The organism is Acidovorax sp. GW821-FHT11A03 (assembly GCF_058809075.1).
The window spans coordinates 220,890-236,976 of record NZ_JBXASG010000006.1 but is presented as its reverse complement, the minus strand read 5'-3'; the positions used below and the strand labels follow the sequence as shown (position 1 = coordinate 236,976).

General features: G+C 63.8%; 14 protein-coding genes. 13 read left to right on the top strand and 1 reads right to left on the bottom strand.

What is annotated here, in order from left to right:
• Nucleotides 1-10 precede the first annotated feature (10 nt).
• From AC1RVY_RS16825 to AC1RVY_RS16765, 13 genes are read left to right on the top strand one after another with little or no spacing between them, the layout of a single operon-like run.
• Nucleotides 11-1,264, top strand: coding sequence for an NADH-quinone oxidoreductase subunit D (locus tag AC1RVY_RS16825; RefSeq protein WP_492807285.1), 1,254 nt, complete (start codon nucleotides 11-13; stop codon nucleotides 1,262-1,264).
• The gene (gene nuoE / locus AC1RVY_RS16820) at nucleotides 1,261-1,794 is read left to right on the top strand and encodes an NADH-quinone oxidoreductase subunit NuoE (RefSeq protein WP_492807283.1); all 534 of its coding nucleotides are present in this window, start codon (nucleotides 1,261-1,263) and stop codon (nucleotides 1,792-1,794) included. Before AC1RVY_RS16825 ends, nuoE begins: the two co-directional genes overlap by 4 nt.
• On the top strand, nucleotides 1,791-3,149 hold the full coding sequence (nuoF, locus tag AC1RVY_RS16815) for an NADH-quinone oxidoreductase subunit NuoF (RefSeq protein ID WP_218340158.1): 1,359 nt from the start codon (nucleotides 1,791-1,793) through the stop codon (nucleotides 3,147-3,149). Before nuoE ends, nuoF begins: the two co-directional genes overlap by 4 nt.
• A gap of 15 nt (nucleotides 3,150-3,164) precedes the next feature.
• Nucleotides 3,165-5,300 (top strand): NADH-quinone oxidoreductase subunit NuoG, encoded by a 2,136-nt coding sequence (gene nuoG / locus AC1RVY_RS16810; protein WP_492807281.1) that lies wholly within the window; start codon nucleotides 3,165-3,167, stop codon nucleotides 5,298-5,300.
• Nucleotides 5,297-6,373 carry an NADH-quinone oxidoreductase subunit NuoH gene (gene nuoH / locus AC1RVY_RS16805; RefSeq protein ID WP_218295511.1) on the top strand — a complete coding sequence of 359 codons (1,077 nt, stop codon included), beginning with the start codon at nucleotides 5,297-5,299 and terminating at the stop codon, nucleotides 6,371-6,373. The genes nuoG and nuoH overlap by 4 nt, the downstream gene beginning before the upstream one ends.
• 12 nt (nucleotides 6,374-6,385) lie before the next feature.
• A complete protein-coding gene (gene nuoI / locus AC1RVY_RS16800) occupies nucleotides 6,386-6,898 on the top strand; it encodes an NADH-quinone oxidoreductase subunit NuoI (protein WP_218295510.1) in 513 nt (170 codons plus the stop codon).
• Between the two features lie 50 nt (nucleotides 6,899-6,948).
• The gene (locus AC1RVY_RS16795) at nucleotides 6,949-7,617 is read left to right on the top strand and encodes an NADH-quinone oxidoreductase subunit J (protein WP_218295509.1); all 669 of its coding nucleotides are present in this window, start codon (nucleotides 6,949-6,951) and stop codon (nucleotides 7,615-7,617) included.
• Nucleotides 7,614-7,922 carry an NADH-quinone oxidoreductase subunit NuoK gene (gene nuoK, locus AC1RVY_RS16790; RefSeq protein ID WP_005793248.1) on the top strand — a complete coding sequence of 103 codons (309 nt, stop codon included), beginning with the start codon at nucleotides 7,614-7,616 and terminating at the stop codon, nucleotides 7,920-7,922. Before AC1RVY_RS16795 ends, nuoK begins: the two co-directional genes overlap by 4 nt.
• Before the next feature lie 31 nt (nucleotides 7,923-7,953).
• A complete protein-coding gene (gene nuoL / locus AC1RVY_RS16785; protein ID WP_492807280.1) occupies nucleotides 7,954-9,990 on the top strand; it encodes an NADH-quinone oxidoreductase subunit L in 2,037 nt (678 codons plus the stop codon).
• Between the two features lie 12 nt (nucleotides 9,991-10,002).
• Nucleotides 10,003-11,478, top strand: coding sequence for an NADH-quinone oxidoreductase subunit M (locus tag AC1RVY_RS16780; RefSeq protein ID WP_492253606.1), 1,476 nt, complete (start codon nucleotides 10,003-10,005; stop codon nucleotides 11,476-11,478).
• Nucleotides 11,479-11,502: 24 nt separating this feature from the next.
• On the top strand, nucleotides 11,503-12,996 hold the full coding sequence (gene nuoN / locus AC1RVY_RS16775; protein WP_218295506.1) for an NADH-quinone oxidoreductase subunit NuoN: 1,494 nt from the start codon (nucleotides 11,503-11,505) through the stop codon (nucleotides 12,994-12,996).
• Between the two features lie 26 nt (nucleotides 12,997-13,022).
• Nucleotides 13,023-13,328 (top strand): DUF2818 family protein, encoded by a 306-nt coding sequence (locus tag AC1RVY_RS16770; RefSeq protein ID WP_218340163.1) that lies wholly within the window; start codon nucleotides 13,023-13,025, stop codon nucleotides 13,326-13,328.
• A 24-nt stretch (nucleotides 13,329-13,352) separates the two neighbouring features.
• Nucleotides 13,353-13,838 (top strand): DUF1178 family protein, encoded by a 486-nt coding sequence (locus AC1RVY_RS16765; protein WP_218340164.1) that lies wholly within the window; start codon nucleotides 13,353-13,355, stop codon nucleotides 13,836-13,838.
• Between the two features lie 142 nt (nucleotides 13,839-13,980).
• Here the strand turns inward: AC1RVY_RS16765 and AC1RVY_RS16760 are convergent, their stop codons facing one another.
• On the bottom strand, nucleotides 13,981-15,795 hold the full coding sequence (locus AC1RVY_RS16760) for an ABC transporter transmembrane domain-containing protein (protein WP_492807278.1): 1,815 nt from the start codon (nucleotides 15,793-15,795) through the stop codon (nucleotides 13,981-13,983).
• Between the last annotated feature and the right edge of the window lie 292 nt (nucleotides 15,796-16,087).

Genomic DNA, 16,087 nt, shown 5'->3' with positions numbered 1-16,087 from the left:
GTGACCCACCATGGCTGAAATCAAGAACTACTCCCTGAACTTCGGACCGCAGCACCCTGCAGCGCACGGCGTGTTGCGCCTGGTGCTCGAGCTCGACGGCGAAGTCGTCCAGCGTGCCGACCCGCACATCGGCCTGCTGCACCGCGCCACCGAAAAGCTGGCCGAGCACAAGACCTACATCCAGTCGCTGCCCTACATGGACCGCCTGGACTACGTGTCCATGATGTGCAACGAGCACGCCTACTGCCTGGCCATCGAAAAGCTGCTGGGCCTGGAAGTGCCTATCCGCGCCCAGTACATCCGTGTGATGTTCTCCGAGATCACGCGTCTGCTGAATCACCTGATGTGGCTGGGCTCGCACGGCAACGACTGCGGCAGCTCCACCATCCTGATCTATACCTTCCGCGAGCGCGAAGATCTGTTCGACATGTACGAAGCCGTCTCCGGCGCGCGCATGCACGCGGCGTACTTTCGTCCGGGCGGCGTGTACCGCGATCTGCCGGATTCCATGCCGCAGTACAAGGTCAGCAAGATCAAGAACGCCAAGGCCCTGGAGGCTATGAACAAGAACCGCCAAGGTTCGATGCTCGACTTCATCGACGACTTCACGCAGCGCTTCCCCGCCTGTGTGGACGAGTACGAAACCCTGCTCACTGACAACCGCATCTGGAAGCAGCGCACCGTGGGCATCGGCGTGGTGCCCCCCGAGCGTGCACTGAACCTGGGCATGACCGGCCCCATGCTTCGTGGCTCCGGCATTGCCTGGGACCTGCGCAAGACGCAGCCCTACGACGTCTACGATCGCATGGACTTCGACGTGCCAGTCGGCAAGACGGGTGATTGCTACGACCGCTACCTCGTGCGCGTGCAGGAGATGCGCGAGTCCAACCGCATCATCAAGCAGTGCGTGAACTGGCTGCGCGCCAATCCGGGTCCTGTCATTACCGACAACCACAAGGTGGCTGCGCCCGATCGTGAATCCATGAAGTCGAACATGGAGGAGCTGATCCACCATTTCAAGCTCTTCACCGAAGGTTTCCACGTGCCAGAAGGCGAGGCCTACGCCGCTGTCGAGCATCCCAAGGGCGAGTTCGGCATCTACCTGGTCAGCGACGGCGCCAACAAGCCCTACCGCCTGAAGATCCGTGCGCCCGGCTTTGCGCACCTGGCCACTCTCGATGAAATGGCGCGCGGCCACATGATCGCCGACGCCGTGGCCATCATCGGCACCATGGATATCGTGTTCGGAGAGATTGACCGATGAGTACGACCGAATCGAAGAACCAGACCGCTGGCGCCACCGCCATCACCGAGACGACGCTTGGCCGTTTTGCGCGCGAAGTCGCCAAGTACCCTCCCGAGCAGAAGCAGTCGGCCGTGATGGCCTGCCTGTCCATCGTGCAGCAGGAGCAGGGCTGGGTCAGTGTCGAGAGCGAGGCCGTGATCGCCGAGTACCTCGGCATGGCCCAGATCGCGGTGCACGAAGTCACCACGTTCTACAACATGTACAACCAGCAGCCGACGGGCAAGTACAAGCTCAACGTCTGCACCAACCTGCCTTGCCAGCTGCGCGACGGCCAGAAGGCGCTGCACCACCTCGAGAAGAAGCTCGGCGTGGCCATGGGCGAGACCACTTCCGACGGCCTGTTCACGCTGCAGCAGTGCGAATGCCTGGGTGCCTGTGCCGATGCGCCCGTGATGCTGGTCAACGACCGCACCATGTGCAGTTTCATGGACAACGACAAGCTTGACCAGCTTGTGGATGGCCTGCGCGCTGCGGAAGGACAAGCATGACCACCGCCGCACAGATCCTCTCGCAGTTCCAGGCCACCGGCGTCCAGACCTGCTTCCACGACCGCCACATCAACCCGCAGATCTATGCGGGCCTGGACGGCACGAACTGGAGCCTCAAGGACTACGAAGCGCGTGGCGGCTACGCCGCGCTGCGCAAGATCCTGGCGCAGGGCGAAGGCGAAGGCCTCACCCAGGACCAGGTGATCGCCACCGTCAAGGAATCGGGCCTGCGCGGCCGTGGCGGCGCGGGCTTCCCCACCGGCCTCAAGTGGAGCTTCATGCCCCGCTCGTTCCCGGGCCAGAAGTACCTGGTGTGCAACTCCGACGAAGGCGAGCCGGGCACCTGCAAGGACCGCGACATCCTGCAGTTCAACCCGCACATCGTCATCGAGGGCATGATCATCGCGGCTTACGCGATGGGCATCTCCGTGGGCTATAACTACATCCACGGCGAAATCTTCCAGACCTACGACCGTTTTGAAGAAGCGCTGGAAGAGGCACGCGCCGCAGGCTACCTGGGCGACAAGATCCTGGGCAGCAACTTCAGCTTCCAGCTGCATGCCGCGCACGGCTTCGGCGCCTATATCTGCGGCGAAGAGACCGCGCTGCTCGAATCGCTGGAAGGCAAGAAGGGCCAGCCCCGCTTCAAGCCGCCGTTCCCGGCCAGCTTCGGCCTGTACGGCAAGCCCACGACGATCAACAACACCGAGACCTTCGCGGCCGTGCCGTGGATCATCCGCAACGGCGGTGCTGCCTATCTTGAATGCGGCAAGCCCAACAACGGCGGCACCAAGATCTTCTCGGTCTCCGGCGACGTGGAAAAGCCCGGCAACTACGAAGTGCCCCTGGGTACGCCGTTCGCCAAGCTGCTCGAACTCGCTGGTGGCGTGCGCAAGGGCCGCCAGCTCAAGGCCGTGATTCCCGGCGGCTCGTCCGCACCGGTGCTGCCAGCGTCCATCATCATGGAATGCACGATGGACTACGACTCCATCGCCAAGGCCGGCTCCATGCTGGGCTCGGGCGCGGTCATCGTGATGGACGACTCCCGCAGCATGGTCGAGAGCCTGCTGCGCCTGTCCTATTTTTACTCGCACGAGTCCTGCGGCCAGTGCACGCCGTGCCGCGAAGGCACGGGCTGGATGTGGCGCGTGATTGACCGGATCCAGCATGGCCAGGGGCGCGATGGCGACCTGAACCTGCTCAATTCGGTGGCGGACAACATCCAGGGCCGCACCATTTGCGCACTGGGTGACGCAGCGGCCATGCCGGTGCGCGCCATGATCAAGCACTTCCGTCCGGAATTCGAAGCGCTGATCCGCCAAGAGAAGACCCCGCAGGCTTCCGCCTCCGCCTGATCGCGAGAAACGCATATGGTTGAAATCGAACTCGACGGGCAGAAGGTAGAAGTCGCCGAAGGCTGCATGGTGATGCATGCAGCCGAAAAGGCCGGCACCTACATTCCCCATTTCTGCTATCACAAGAAGCTCTCCATCGCCGCCAATTGCCGCATGTGCCTGGTGGACGTGGAGAAGGCCCCCAAGCCCATGCCCGCCTGCGCCACGCCGGTCACGCAGGGCATGATCGTGCGCACCAAGAGCGACAAGGCCATCAAGGCCCAGCAGTCGGTCATGGAATTCCTGCTGATCAACCACCCGCTGGATTGCCCCATCTGCGACCAGGGCGGCGAGTGCCAGCTGCAGGATCTGGCCGTGGGCTACGGCGGTTCCTCCTCGCGCTACGAGGAAGAAAAGCGCGTGGTCTTCCACAAGGATGTGGGCCCGCTGATCTCCATGGAGGAGATGAGCCGCTGCATCCACTGCACCCGCTGCGTGCGCTTCGGCCAGGAAGTGGCCGGCGTGATGGAACTCGGCATGATCCACCGCGGCGAGCACTCCGAGATCACCACCGTGGCGGGCGATACCGTGGACTCCGAGCTGTCGGGCAACATGATCGACATCTGCCCCGTGGGCGCGCTCACGAGCAAGCCGTTCCGCTACAGCGCCCGCACCTGGGAACTGTCGCGCCGCCGCTCCGTCAGCCCGCACGACTCCACCGGTGCCAACCTCATCGTGCAGGTCAAGAACCACAAGGTGATGCGTGTCGTTCCGTTCGAGAACGAAGCCGTCAACGAATGCTGGATCGCCGACCGTGACCGCTTCTCGTACGAATCGCTCAACAGCGACGAGCGGCTGACCCAGCCCATGCTCAAGCAGGGCGGTGTCTGGAAGACCGTCGACTGGCAGACCGCGCTCGAATACGTGGCCAACGGCTTGAAGAACATCAAGAACGACCATGGTGCCCACAGCATCGGCGCTCTGGTGAGCCCGCACAGCACGCTCGAAGAGCTGTACCTGGCCTCCGCCCTGGTGCGTGGTCTGGGCAGCGACAACATCGACTACCGCCTGCGCAACGCCGAATTCGCGGCGCCCGAAGGCATCCGCTGGCTCGGCACGTCCATCGCCTCGCTGTCCACGCTGCAGCGCGTGCTGGTGGTGGGCTCCAACCTGCGCAAGGACCATCCGCTGTTCGCGCAGCGCATTCGCCAGGCTGCGCGCCATGGCTGCCAGGTCAGCGTGGTCGACTCGGCCCTGGCCGATTGGGCCATGCCCGTGAAGCACTCCCTGCTGCAAGGCGCCGGTCAGTGGCTGCAGGCGCTGGGCACCATCGCCGCTGCCGTGGCACAGGAAAAGGGCACGGCCGCACCCGAAGGTTCCGGTGATCCCACCGAAGCTTCCCTGGTCATCGCCCGCTCATTGCTGGGCGGCGAACGCAAGGCCGTACTACTGGGCAATGCCGCAGCGCACCATGCCCAGGCAGCCCAGTTGCTGGCGCTTGCCAACTGGATTGGTGAACAAACCGGGGCAACCGTCGGCTACCTGACGGAAGCCGCCAACACCGTGGGCGCGCAATTCGCCGGCGCCCATCCCGTGAACGGAGGCCTGAATGCAGGCCAGATGCTGGCGGGTGGACTGAAGGCGGCCTTGCTGCTCAATACCGAGCCTGTCCATGACTCTGCAGCCGGCCTGCAGGCCGCCACGGCCCTGGGAGGGGCGGAGATGGTGGTGACCTTGAGTCCGTTCAAGGCCAATATGGAGTTCAGTGATGTGCTGCTGCCGGTGGCGCCGTTCACGGAAACCTCGGGCAGCTTCATCAATGCGGAAGGCCGCCTGCAGGGTTTCCATGCCGTGGTGCGTCCTCTGGGCGATACCCGTCCGGCCTGGAAGGTGCTGCGCGTGCTGGCCAATCTGCTGGGCGTGCCGGGTTTTGATTTCGAGACGTCGCAGGATGTGCTGGCCCGCGCCACGAATGTGCCTGCTGGCACCTTCGCGCAGGTCCCGGCCGCTCAATTGTCGAATGCCGTGAGCACTGCTGTCCCTGTCGCCACCGCAGTGGTGGGCGAGCCCGTGGTGGCCTCGATCTATCAACTGGACGGCCTGGTGCGCCGTTCCACGTCGCTGCAGCTGACCGCCGACGCGCGCTTGGCACGCGAAGGAGTGGCAGCATGATCGACGCGATCTACAACGCGGGCCTGAACCTGCTTTCCTTTGGCTGGTGGACCGGCGTGGTCTGGCCGGTGCTCTGGATCCTGCTCAAGATCGTCTGCATTCTGGCGCCCCTGATGGGGGCGGTGGCCTATCTCACGCTGTGGGAGCGCAAGCTCCTGGGCTTCATGCAGGTGCGCCATGGCCCCAACCGGGTCGGCCCGCTCGGGTTGCTGCAACCCATCGCGGATGCCTTGAAGCTGCTGACCAAGGAAATCATCCAGCCTACCGCCGCCAGCAAAGGGCTCTTCGTGCTGGGGCCGGTCATGGCGATCATGCCCGCGCTCGCTGCCTGGGTGGCGATTCCGTTCGGCCCGGACGTGGCATTGGCCAATGTCAACGCCGGCCTGCTGCTGGTGATGGCTATCACCTCCATCGAGGTGTACGGCGTGATCATTGCCGGCTGGGCATCGAACTCCAAGTACGCCTTCCTGGGCGCACTGCGGGCGTCCGCGCAGATGGTGAGCTACGAAATCGCCATGGGTTTTTGCTTCCTGGTGGTGATCATGGTTTCGGGCAGCATGAACCTGACCGAGATCGTGATGTCCCAGTCCCGCGGCATGGCCTCCAACATGGGCCTGGGCTTCCTGTCCTGGAACTGGTTGCCATTGCTGCCCATCTTCCTGGTCTACCTGATCTCGGGTGTGGCTGAGACGAACCGCCATCCGTTCGACGTGGTGGAAGGCGAAGCCGAAATCGTGGCGGGCCACATGGTGGAGTACTCCGGCATGGGTTTCGCGATCTTCTTCCTGGCGGAATACGCGAGCATGTGGCTGGTGTCCATCCTGGCCGCCCTCATGTTCCTGGGCGGCTGGCTGCCTCCGGTGGATTTCCTCTCGTTCATTCCTGGCTGGATCTGGCTCGGGATCAAGACATTCCTCGTGGTGTCCATGTTCATCTGGATCCGGGCGACATTCCCCCGTTTCCGTTATGACCAGATCATGCGTCTGGGTTGGAAGATCTTCATTCCGGTCACCCTGGTGTGGCTGCTGATCGTCGGCGGGTGGTTGCTCTCGCCTTGGAATATCTGGAAATAAGCGGGGACACAAATGACTGCTGTTGCTGCTGCTGCACCTTTCTCGTTCAAGGATTTCTTCAAGAGCTTCATGCTCGTGGAACTGCTCAAGGGCATGGCCCTCACGGGGCGCTACGCCTTTCGCCGCAAGGTGACCGTGCAGTTCCCTGAAGAGAAGACCCCCTTGTCGCCACGTTTTCGTGGCCTGCACGCCTTGCGCCGTTATGAGAATGGCGAAGAGCGCTGCATCGCCTGCAAGCTGTGCGAGGCCGTGTGCCCCGCCATGGCCATCACCATTGAGTCGGACGTGCGCGACGATGGCTCCCGCCGCACCACGCGCTACGACATCGACCTGACCAAGTGCATTTTCTGCGGCTTCTGCGAAGAAAGCTGCCCGGTGGACTCGATCGTCGAGACGCACATTTTCGAGTACCACGGCGAAAAGCGTGGCGATCTGTATTTCACGAAGGACATGCTCCTGGCCGTGGGCGACCGGTACGAAGGTGAAATCGCGGCAGCCAAGGCTGCGGACGCCAAGTACCGCTGAGCGGTGCTGGGTTCAGCCTCTTTGCCAGACTTTCTATAAAGACCCGATTCATGGACGCCAAGACAGGTTTCTTCTACCTCTTCTCGGTCGTGCTGCTGTTCGCAGCCTTCCGGGTGATCACCGCGCGCAATCCCGTGCATGCGGTGCTCTACCTCATCCTCGCGTTCTCGCAGGCCGCCGCCGTCTGGTTGCTGCTCAAGGCCGAGTTCCTGGCTATTGCACTCGTGCTGGTGTACCTGGGCGCGGTGATGGTGCTTTTCCTTTTCGTCGTGATGATGCTGGACATCCACATCGACACGGTGCGCAAGGGGTTCTGGAAGCACTTTCCCCTGGCCGCCACGGTGGGCGCACTGATCGCGCTCGAAATGGCCGCGGTGCTGATGGGTGGCTTCCGGGGCATGGATGAGCCGAAGGCTGTCGCCACAGCGGTGAATGCGGCGGGCCAGGTCGTCCAATATTCCAACACCAAGGCGCTGGGCAAGCTGCTCTACACCGAGTATCTCTATCCCGTGGAAATCGCGGCCGTGATCCTGCTTGTGGCGATGATTGCCGCCATTGCCCTGACGCTGCGCCAGCGCAAGGACAGCAAGGCGATCAATCCGTCCGTACAGATCCGCGTGCGCGCCAGCGACCGCCTCGAAGTGGTCAAGGTTGCCGCCACCCAGAAGGCTGAGGCGCCAGCGCCTGCAGAGGCTGTCGCCGAGGAGAAAAAAGCATGACGCTGACATTGGGCCACTTTCTCTCGCTGGGCGCGATGCTGTTCGCGCTGGCCGTGATCGGCATCTTCCTCAATCGCAAGAACCTGATCGTGCTGCTGATGGCGATCGAGTTGATGCTGCTGGCGGTCAACATGAACTTCGTGGCGTTCTCCCACTACCTGGGCGACATGCATGGACAGGTGTTTGTGTTCTTCATCCTGACCGTGGCAGCGGCCGAATCGGCGATCGGCCTGGCCATCCTGGTGCTGCTGTTCCGCAACAAGTCCAGCATCAACGCGGAAGACCTCAACACCCTCAAGGGTTGATGAGCCACCTGTATTCCCAAGGTTCTCAAGAATGAGTCAAACCCTCTCTGCTTCAACGCTCCTGGCCGTGCCGCTGGCTCCGCTGGCGGGCGCCTTGCTGGCCGGCATCTTCGGTACGACCTTTGGTGGTAACTGGATTGGCCGCCGCCTGAGCCACACCCTGACCATCCTGGGCGTGCTCGTGGCCTTCGTCCTGTCGGCCATGACGCTCAAGAGTGTTGCGCTGGATGGCGCCCGTTTCAACGAAACGCTGTACACCTGGATGGTGGTCGGCGGCCTCAAGATGGAAGTCGGCTTCCTGATCGACAGCCTCACGGCCATGATGATGGTGGTGGTGACCTTCGTGTCGCTGATGGTGCACATCTACACGATCGGCTACATGGAAGAGGACGACGGCTACAACCGCTTCTTCGCGTACATCTCCCTGTTCACGTTCTCCATGCTCATGCTGGTCATGAGCAACAACCTGCTGCAGCTGTTCTTCGGCTGGGAAGCCGTGGGCCTGGTGTCCTACCTGCTGATCGGTTTCTGGTTCAACAAGCCCAGCGCGATCTTCGCCAACATGAAGGCCTTCCTGGTCAACCGCGTGGGGGACTTCGGCTTCATCCTGGGCATCGGCCTCATCGCGGCCTACGCAGGCACGCTGAACTACGGCGAAGTGTTTGCCAAGTCGGGTGAGCTCGGCGGCCTGGCTTTCCCCGGCACCGACTGGATGCTGATCACCGTGATCTGCATCTGCCTGTTCATCGGTGCGATGGGCAAGTCCGCCCAGTTCCCGCTGCACGTCTGGCTGCCCGACTCGATGGAAGGCCCGACCCCCATCTCGGCACTGATCCACGCGGCCACCATGGTGACGGCCGGCATCTTCATGGTGGCGCGCATGTCGCCCCTGTTCGAGCTGTCGGATACCGCCCTGAACTTCATCCTGGTGATCGGGGCCATCACGGCGCTGTTCATGGGTTTCCTGGGCATCATCCAGAACGACATCAAGCGCGTGGTGGCCTACTCCACGCTGTCGCAGCTCGGGTACATGACCGTGGCGCTGGGTGCGTCGGCCTATTCGGTCGCCGTGTTCCACCTGATGACCCACGCGTTCTTCAAGGCGCTGCTGTTCCTCGGTGCCGGCTCGGTCATCATGGGCATGCACCACAACCAGGACATCCGCTGGATGGGCGGCGTGCGCAAGTACATGCCCATCACCTGGATCACCTCGCTGCTGGGTTCGCTCGCGCTGATCGGCACCCCGCTGTTCGCGGGCTTCTATTCCAAGGACAGCATCATCGAGGCGGTCCATTTCAGTCATCTGCCTGCGGCCGGTTTTGCGCACTTCGCCGTGCTGGCGGGTGTATTCATCACGGCGTTCTATTCGTTCCGCATGTACTTCCTGGTTTTCCATGGCAAGGAGCGTTACGACCAGAATCCTGATGCGCACCATGATGACCACCATGGCCATGACGATCACCATCACGAGCCCCACGAATCGCCCTGGGTGGTGACCGTGCCTCTGGTGCTGCTGGCCATTCCGTCGGTGGTGGTGGGTTTCATGTTCATCCAGCCCATGCTGTTCGGCGACTTCTTTAAGAACGTGATCTTTGTCGATGCGGTCAAGCATCCGGCCATGGCGAAACTGGCTGAAATTTTCCACGGTCCGGTGGCCATGGCGGTGCACGGACTGCAGACCGCGCCGTTCTGGCTGGCGCTCGCTGGCGTGGTTGCTTCGTACTACATGTACATGATCAACCCCGCGCTGCCGGCCGGCATCAAGGCCCGCGTGCAGCCCCTGTACATGCTGCTGGAAAACAAGTACTACCTCGACTGGATCAACGAGAACATCCTGGCCCGCGGCGCGCGTGCCCTGGGCGTCGGCCTGTGGAAGGGTGGCGATCAGGCCATCATCGACGGGGCCCTCGTGAATGGCTCCTGGAAGCTGGTGCGCGGGGTTTCCGGCATCGTCCGCTGGATGCAGTCGGGCTTCATCTTCCACTATGCGCTGGTGATGATTCTGGGTGTCTTCGCATTGATGACCTGGTTTGTCTGGGGCGATGCTTTCTTGCAGCTCATCAAATAAGGAAAACAACAAATGGGTCTGTTGAGTCTTGCAATCTGGACACCGATTGCCTTCGGTGTGCTGCTGCTGGCCATTGGGCGGGATGAGCATGCCCGCGCGGTGCGGTGGCTGGCGCTGGTCGGGGCCGTGATCGGCTTCCTGGTGACTTTGCCCCTGTACGATGGCTTCAAGCTGGGCACGGCGGCGATGCAGTTTGTCGAGAAGGCCGCCTGGATCGAGCGCTTCAATGTCCACTACCACCTGGGCGTGGATGGCATTTCGTTCTGGTTCGTGCCGCTGACGGCTTTCATCACCGTCATCGTGGTGGTGGCTTCCTGGGAATCCATCACCGAGCGCGTGAACCAGTACATGGGCGCGTTCCTGATCCTGTCAGGCCTCATGGTCGGAGTGTTCACGGCGCTGGACGGCATGCTGTTCTACGTGTTCTTCGAAGCCACGCTGATCCCCATGTACCTGATCATCGGGATCTGGGGCGGCCCCAACAAGATCTACGCGGCGTTCAAGTTCTTCCTGTACACGCTGCTTGGCTCGCTGCTGATGCTGATCGCGCTGATCTTCCTGTACAACCAGTCGGGTGGCAGCTTCGACATCGCGACGTGGCACCAGCTGCCATTGAGCGGCCGCGCGCAGACGCTGCTGTTCTTCGCCTTCTTCGCGGCCTTCGCCGTGAAGGTGCCCATGTGGCCAGTGCATACCTGGCTGCCCGATGTGCACGTGGAAGCCCCCACCGGCGGCTCGGCCGTGCTGGCCGCCATCATGCTCAAGCTCGGCGCCTACGGTTTCCTGCGGTTTTCGATGCCCATCGCTCCCGACGCTTCGCGCGAATGGGCGTGGCTGATGATCGCGCTGTCGCTGATCGCGGTGATCTATGTGGGCCTGGTGGCCATGGTCCAGAAGGACATGAAGAAGCTGGTGGCCTACTCGTCGGTGGCGCACATGGGCTTCGTGACCCTGGGTTTTTTCATCTTCAACGACCTGGGCGTCTCCGGCGGCCTGGTGCAGATGATTGCCCACGGCTTCGTCTCGGGTGCCATGTTCCTGTCCATCGGCGTGCTGTACGACCGCGTGCACTCGCGTGAAATCGCGGCCTACGGCGGCGTGGTCAACACCATGCCCAACTTCACGGCCTTCGCGCTGCTGTTCGCCATGGCCAACTGCGGCCTTCCGGGCACCGCCGGTTTCGTCGGCGAATGGATGGTGATCCTGGGGGCCGTCAAGGCCAACTTCTGGATCGGCATGGCAGCCGCCACGGCGTTGATTTTTGGCGCCGCCTACACGCTGTGGATGTTCAAGCGGGTGTACCTGGGACCTGTCGGCAACGACAACGTCAAGGGCCTCACCGATATCGACAGCCGCGAGTTCCTGGTGCTTGCACTGCTGGGCATCGCCGTGCTGGCCATGGGCTTGTACCCGCGCCCCTTCACCGATGTGATGGACACCTCGGTGGCCGAACTGCTCAAGCATGTCGCGCTGTCCAAGCTGAACTGACCAGACTGAACTGAGAGATTCGAGATGATTGACAACATCAGCTGGCTCGCGATTTACCCCGAAATCGTGCTATTGACCATGGCCTGCGTGATTGCGCTGGTCGATCTGGGCGTGCACAGCGCACGCCGCACGGGCACCTATGTGCTGACCCTGCTCACGCTGGCCGTGGTGGCGGCATTGCAGGCCATGTACGCCAGCAGCGGCAACACCTTCTACGGCTTTGGCAACATGGTGGTCAGCGACGCCATGGGCAACTGGCTCAAGTGCTTCGCCACCGTGGCGATGATGATCACGCTGGTCTACGGCCGTCCCTATGCGGCGGACCGCGGCATGATGCGCGGCGGCGAGATGTTCACGCTGTCGATGTTTGCGCTGCTGGGCATGTTCATCATGATCTCGGGCAACAACTTCCTGGTGATCTACCTGGGCCTGGAACTCCTGACCCTGTCGAGCTACGCCCTGGTGGCCTTGCGCCGCGACAACGCCACGGCGACGGAAGCGGCGATGAAGTACTTCGTGCTCGGCGCCATGGCCAGCGGTTTCCTGCTGTACGGCCTGTCCATGATCTACGGTGCCACGGGTTCGCTCGACATCGGCCAGGTGTTCAAGGCGGTCAATTCGGGCCAGATCCGCCATCAGGTGCTGGTCTTCGGCCTGGTGTTCGTGGTGGCTGGCCTGGCTTTCAAGCTGGGCGTGGTGCCGTTCCACATGTGGATTCCCGACGTGTACCAGGGTGCCCCCACGGCCGTCACGCTCATGATCGGTGGCGCGCCCAAGCTGGCAGCCTTCGCGATCACGATCCGCCTGCTGGTGGACGGCCTGCTGCCCCTGGCCATCGACTGGCAGCAGATGCTCGCGGTGCTGGCCATCGGCTCGCTGCTCGTGGGCAACCTGGCCGCCATCGCGCAGACCAACCTCAAGCGCATGCTGGCCTACTCCACGATCTCGCAGATGGGCTTCGTGCTGCTGGGCCTGATGTCGGGTGTGGTGAATGGCAATGTGGATGCTACGGCCGTCGAGAACGCCTACAGCGCCTCCATGTTCTATGTGGTGACCTATGTGCTCACCACGCTGGCCGCGTTCGGCGTGATCCTGCTGCTGGCGCGCGAGGGCTTCGAGAGCGAAGAAATCTCGGACTTTGCGGGCCTGAACCAGCGCAGCCCCCTGTATGCGGGCGTGATGGCGGTCTGCCTGTTCTCCATGGCCGGCATTCCCCCGCTGGTGGGTTTCTACGCCAAGCTGGCGGTGCTGCAGGCGCTGGTGGCCTCCGGCCAGGGCCTGTACATCGCGATGGCGGTGTTCGCCGTGATGATGTCGCTGATTGGCGCCTTCTACTACCTGCGGGTGGTGAAGGTCATGTACTTCGACGCTCCGCTGACGGCTTCGAACGTATCGGCGCCCGTGGACGTGCGCGTGGTACTGACGCTCAACGGTGCACTTCTTCTGGTGCTGGGCCTTCTGCCCGGCGGTCTGATGGCGCTGTGCGCGGACGCTGTCGTGCGCGCGCTGGCGACCTGAGCGCCTCGCCGCTCTCGTTCGTTCCTGTGTCTCTTACCGGGTCCGTCTGGCTGGTCATCGTGGCGGCCTTCATCGCCGCCAACCTGCCGTTTGTGAACCACCGCTGGCTGGTGGTGGGGCCCGTTGCCGGGCAGCGCAAGCCGCTCGTAGGCCGGCTGGCTGAGCTCCTCCTGCTGTATGTCCTGGTCGGCGGCCTCGCGCTCTTGCTGGAGCGCCGCGCAGGGCAGATCGCGCCGCAAGGCTGGGAGTTCTATGCCATCACCGGGACGCTGTTTCTCACGCTGGCCTTTCCAGGTTTTGTCTACCGGTACCTGCTGCGCCGCCACGGGTGACGGCCGGCGCGTTCAGGTGTTGCCATGAAGGTGCTTGATCTCCAATGCCGGCTCGGCCATGTCTTTGAAGGCTGGTTCGGATCGGAGGATGATTTCCAGGGCCAGAAGCAGCGCGGGCTGGTGCAATGCCCCCTGTGCGCGGACGCCCACATTGAAAAGCGCCTGAGCGCTCCGCGCTTGAATCTGGGCGCGCGAGATCCAGCCGTCGCCACACCCACCGTGACAACGCCGTCTCCCGTGCCCGGAGCCGGAGGGGCGCCGGCCGATGCCGGCGTGCTTGCGCCCGCGCTGCAGGCCGCCTGGCTGGAACTGGCTCGCAAGATCGTCGCCAGCACCGAGGATGTGGGAGGGCGTTTTGCCCAGGAAGCCCGCCGCATGCACCATGGCGAGGTGCAGGAGCGTGCGATTCGTGGTCAGGCCACCCCCGACGAGGCCCTGGAGTTGCTGGAGGAGGGCATTGCCGTCCTGCCCCTGGCATTGCCCGCGGCGTCCAAGGAAACCCTTCAATAGCCTTCCCGGCGCTGCCTGGCCGCCAATATGTTGTGGCCATTTTGGTCGCAAACGCTTGATGCGCAAGCGCAATAAGCTATTGTATTTATAGCGATTTCCCGAAGCCTGTGAAGCTCCGCCCGTGCCCCCGGGGCGCCCGGTGCTACACCGTGAACTGCAATGCCGCCAGGCGGGCATAGACGCCGCCTTGCGCCAGCAGGGCCGTGTGGGTGCCCTGCTCGACGATGCGCCCATGGTCCAGTACCACGATGCGGTCCGCGTTCTGCACGGTGGCCAGCCGGTGGGCGATGACCAGCGTGGTGCGACGGCCTGTGTGGCGCTGCATGGCGGTGTCCAGTGCCGCCTGGACCATGCGCTCGCTCTCGGCGTCCAGCGCGCTGGTGGCCTCGTCCAGCAGCAGCAGTGGCGGGTTCTTGAGCATGGCCCTGGCGATGGCAATGCGCTGGCGCTGGCCGCCTGACAGGCGCACGCCGCGCTCTCCCAGGAAGGTGGCATACCCTTGCGGCAGCGCGGTGATGAAGTCGTGCGCGAACGCGGCGCGCGTGGCGGCCACCACCTCCTCGTCCGTCGCGTCGGGGCGCCCGTAGCGGATGTTGTCCATCGCGGAGGCCGAGAAAATCACCGCGTCCTGTGGCACGGTGCCCGTGTGCGAGCGCAGGGCCTTGAGCCGCAGCGTGCGGATATCCACGCCATTGAGACGGATGCGCCCCTGCGGGACGCCGTCGGCATCGGAGTCCACGTCGTAAAAGCGCTGCAGCAGCTGGAACACGGTGGTCTTGCCCGCGCCGCTGGCGCCCACCAGCGCCACCGTTTCGCCGGGCGCCAGGCGCAGGGAAAAGTCGTGCAGGGCGGGTTGATCGGGGCGCGAGGGGTAGTGGAACTGCACCTGCTCGAACTCCACCTCCAGGCCGCGTTCGGAGAGCGGAAGTTCCTGGGGCTCGTCCGGGTCCGCCACGGGGGAGCGGCTCCCCAGTAGCTCCATCAGCCGCTCCGTGGCGCCCGCGGCGCGCAGCAGGTCGCCGTAGACCTCGCCCAGCACTGCCACGGCGCCGGCCAGCAGGATCACGTACACCACGGTCTGCCCCAGATGGCCTGCAGTCATCTTGCCCGCCAGCACGGCCTCCGTGCCGCGGTACAGGCCCCACAGCAGCAGCGCGGCGTTGGCAATGATGATGAAGGCCACCAGAAGGGCCCGGGCACGGGTGCGCTTGATGGCGACCTGGAACGCATTTTCGGTGGCCTGCATGAAGCGGGCGGACTCGCGGGGCTCGGCCGCGTAGCTCTGCACCACCGGCACGGCGTTGAGCACTTCCGCCGCGATGGCGCTCGAGTCCGCCACCCGGTCCTGGCTGTCGCGCGACAGGCGCCGCACCCTGCGCCCGATCCACATGGTGGGCAGCACCACCAGCACCACGGCCAGCAGCACGACCGACATGACATAGGGATTGGTCCACACCAGCATGGCCAGCGCGCCCACGCCCATGACGGCATTGCGCAGGCCCATGGACAAGGACGAACCGACCACGGTCTGGACGAGCGTCGTGTCGGCGGTCAGGCGCGACAGCACTTCCCCGGTCTGCGTGGTTTCAAAAAACTGGGGGCTTTGGCGCAGCACATGGCTGTACACGGCGTCGCGCAGGTCCGCGGTCACGCGCTCGCCCAGCCAGCTCACCATGTAGAAGCGCGCGGCGGAGAACACCCCCAGCGCCACGGCCACGGCGAACAGGGCCTCGAAATGGTTGCGCAGCGCCATGGTCTGGGCCCCCTTGTCCGCGCTGACAAGGCCGCCGTCCACCAGGTTGCGCAAGGCCAGTGGAAACGCCAGGGTGGCGAGGGCCGCGAGCACCAGGAACACCACCGACAACGCGATGCGGGCCCGGTACGGCCGCAAAAATGGAAGCAGGCCTGTCAGGGAGCGGGGCGCCCCGCGGGCGGGTTGGGAAGGGGTGGAAGCCATGGATGCAGTGTAGGTTCCCATCCCCGGTCCCCGCACGCGGCGGGGCAATCTCCAAGGCCACGGGAGTGTTTGCCAGAAGCGCGCCGGGCGGCGGGGGGCTGCCCATCCGCAGCCCTGCGGGGCCCCCGACGCTGCAGGTGTAAGTAAAAAGTCAGTGTCTTGCCGGACCGCGCCTGCCGGACAGAACCCTCGCCATGGGGCCTGCCGAGACGGCCAGGGCGGCAAAAAGCGCGATGGCGGAAGGGCGGGTGCCTCGCCCTGGACGGAGGCGGCGCGCATGCGCTTGCCTGGT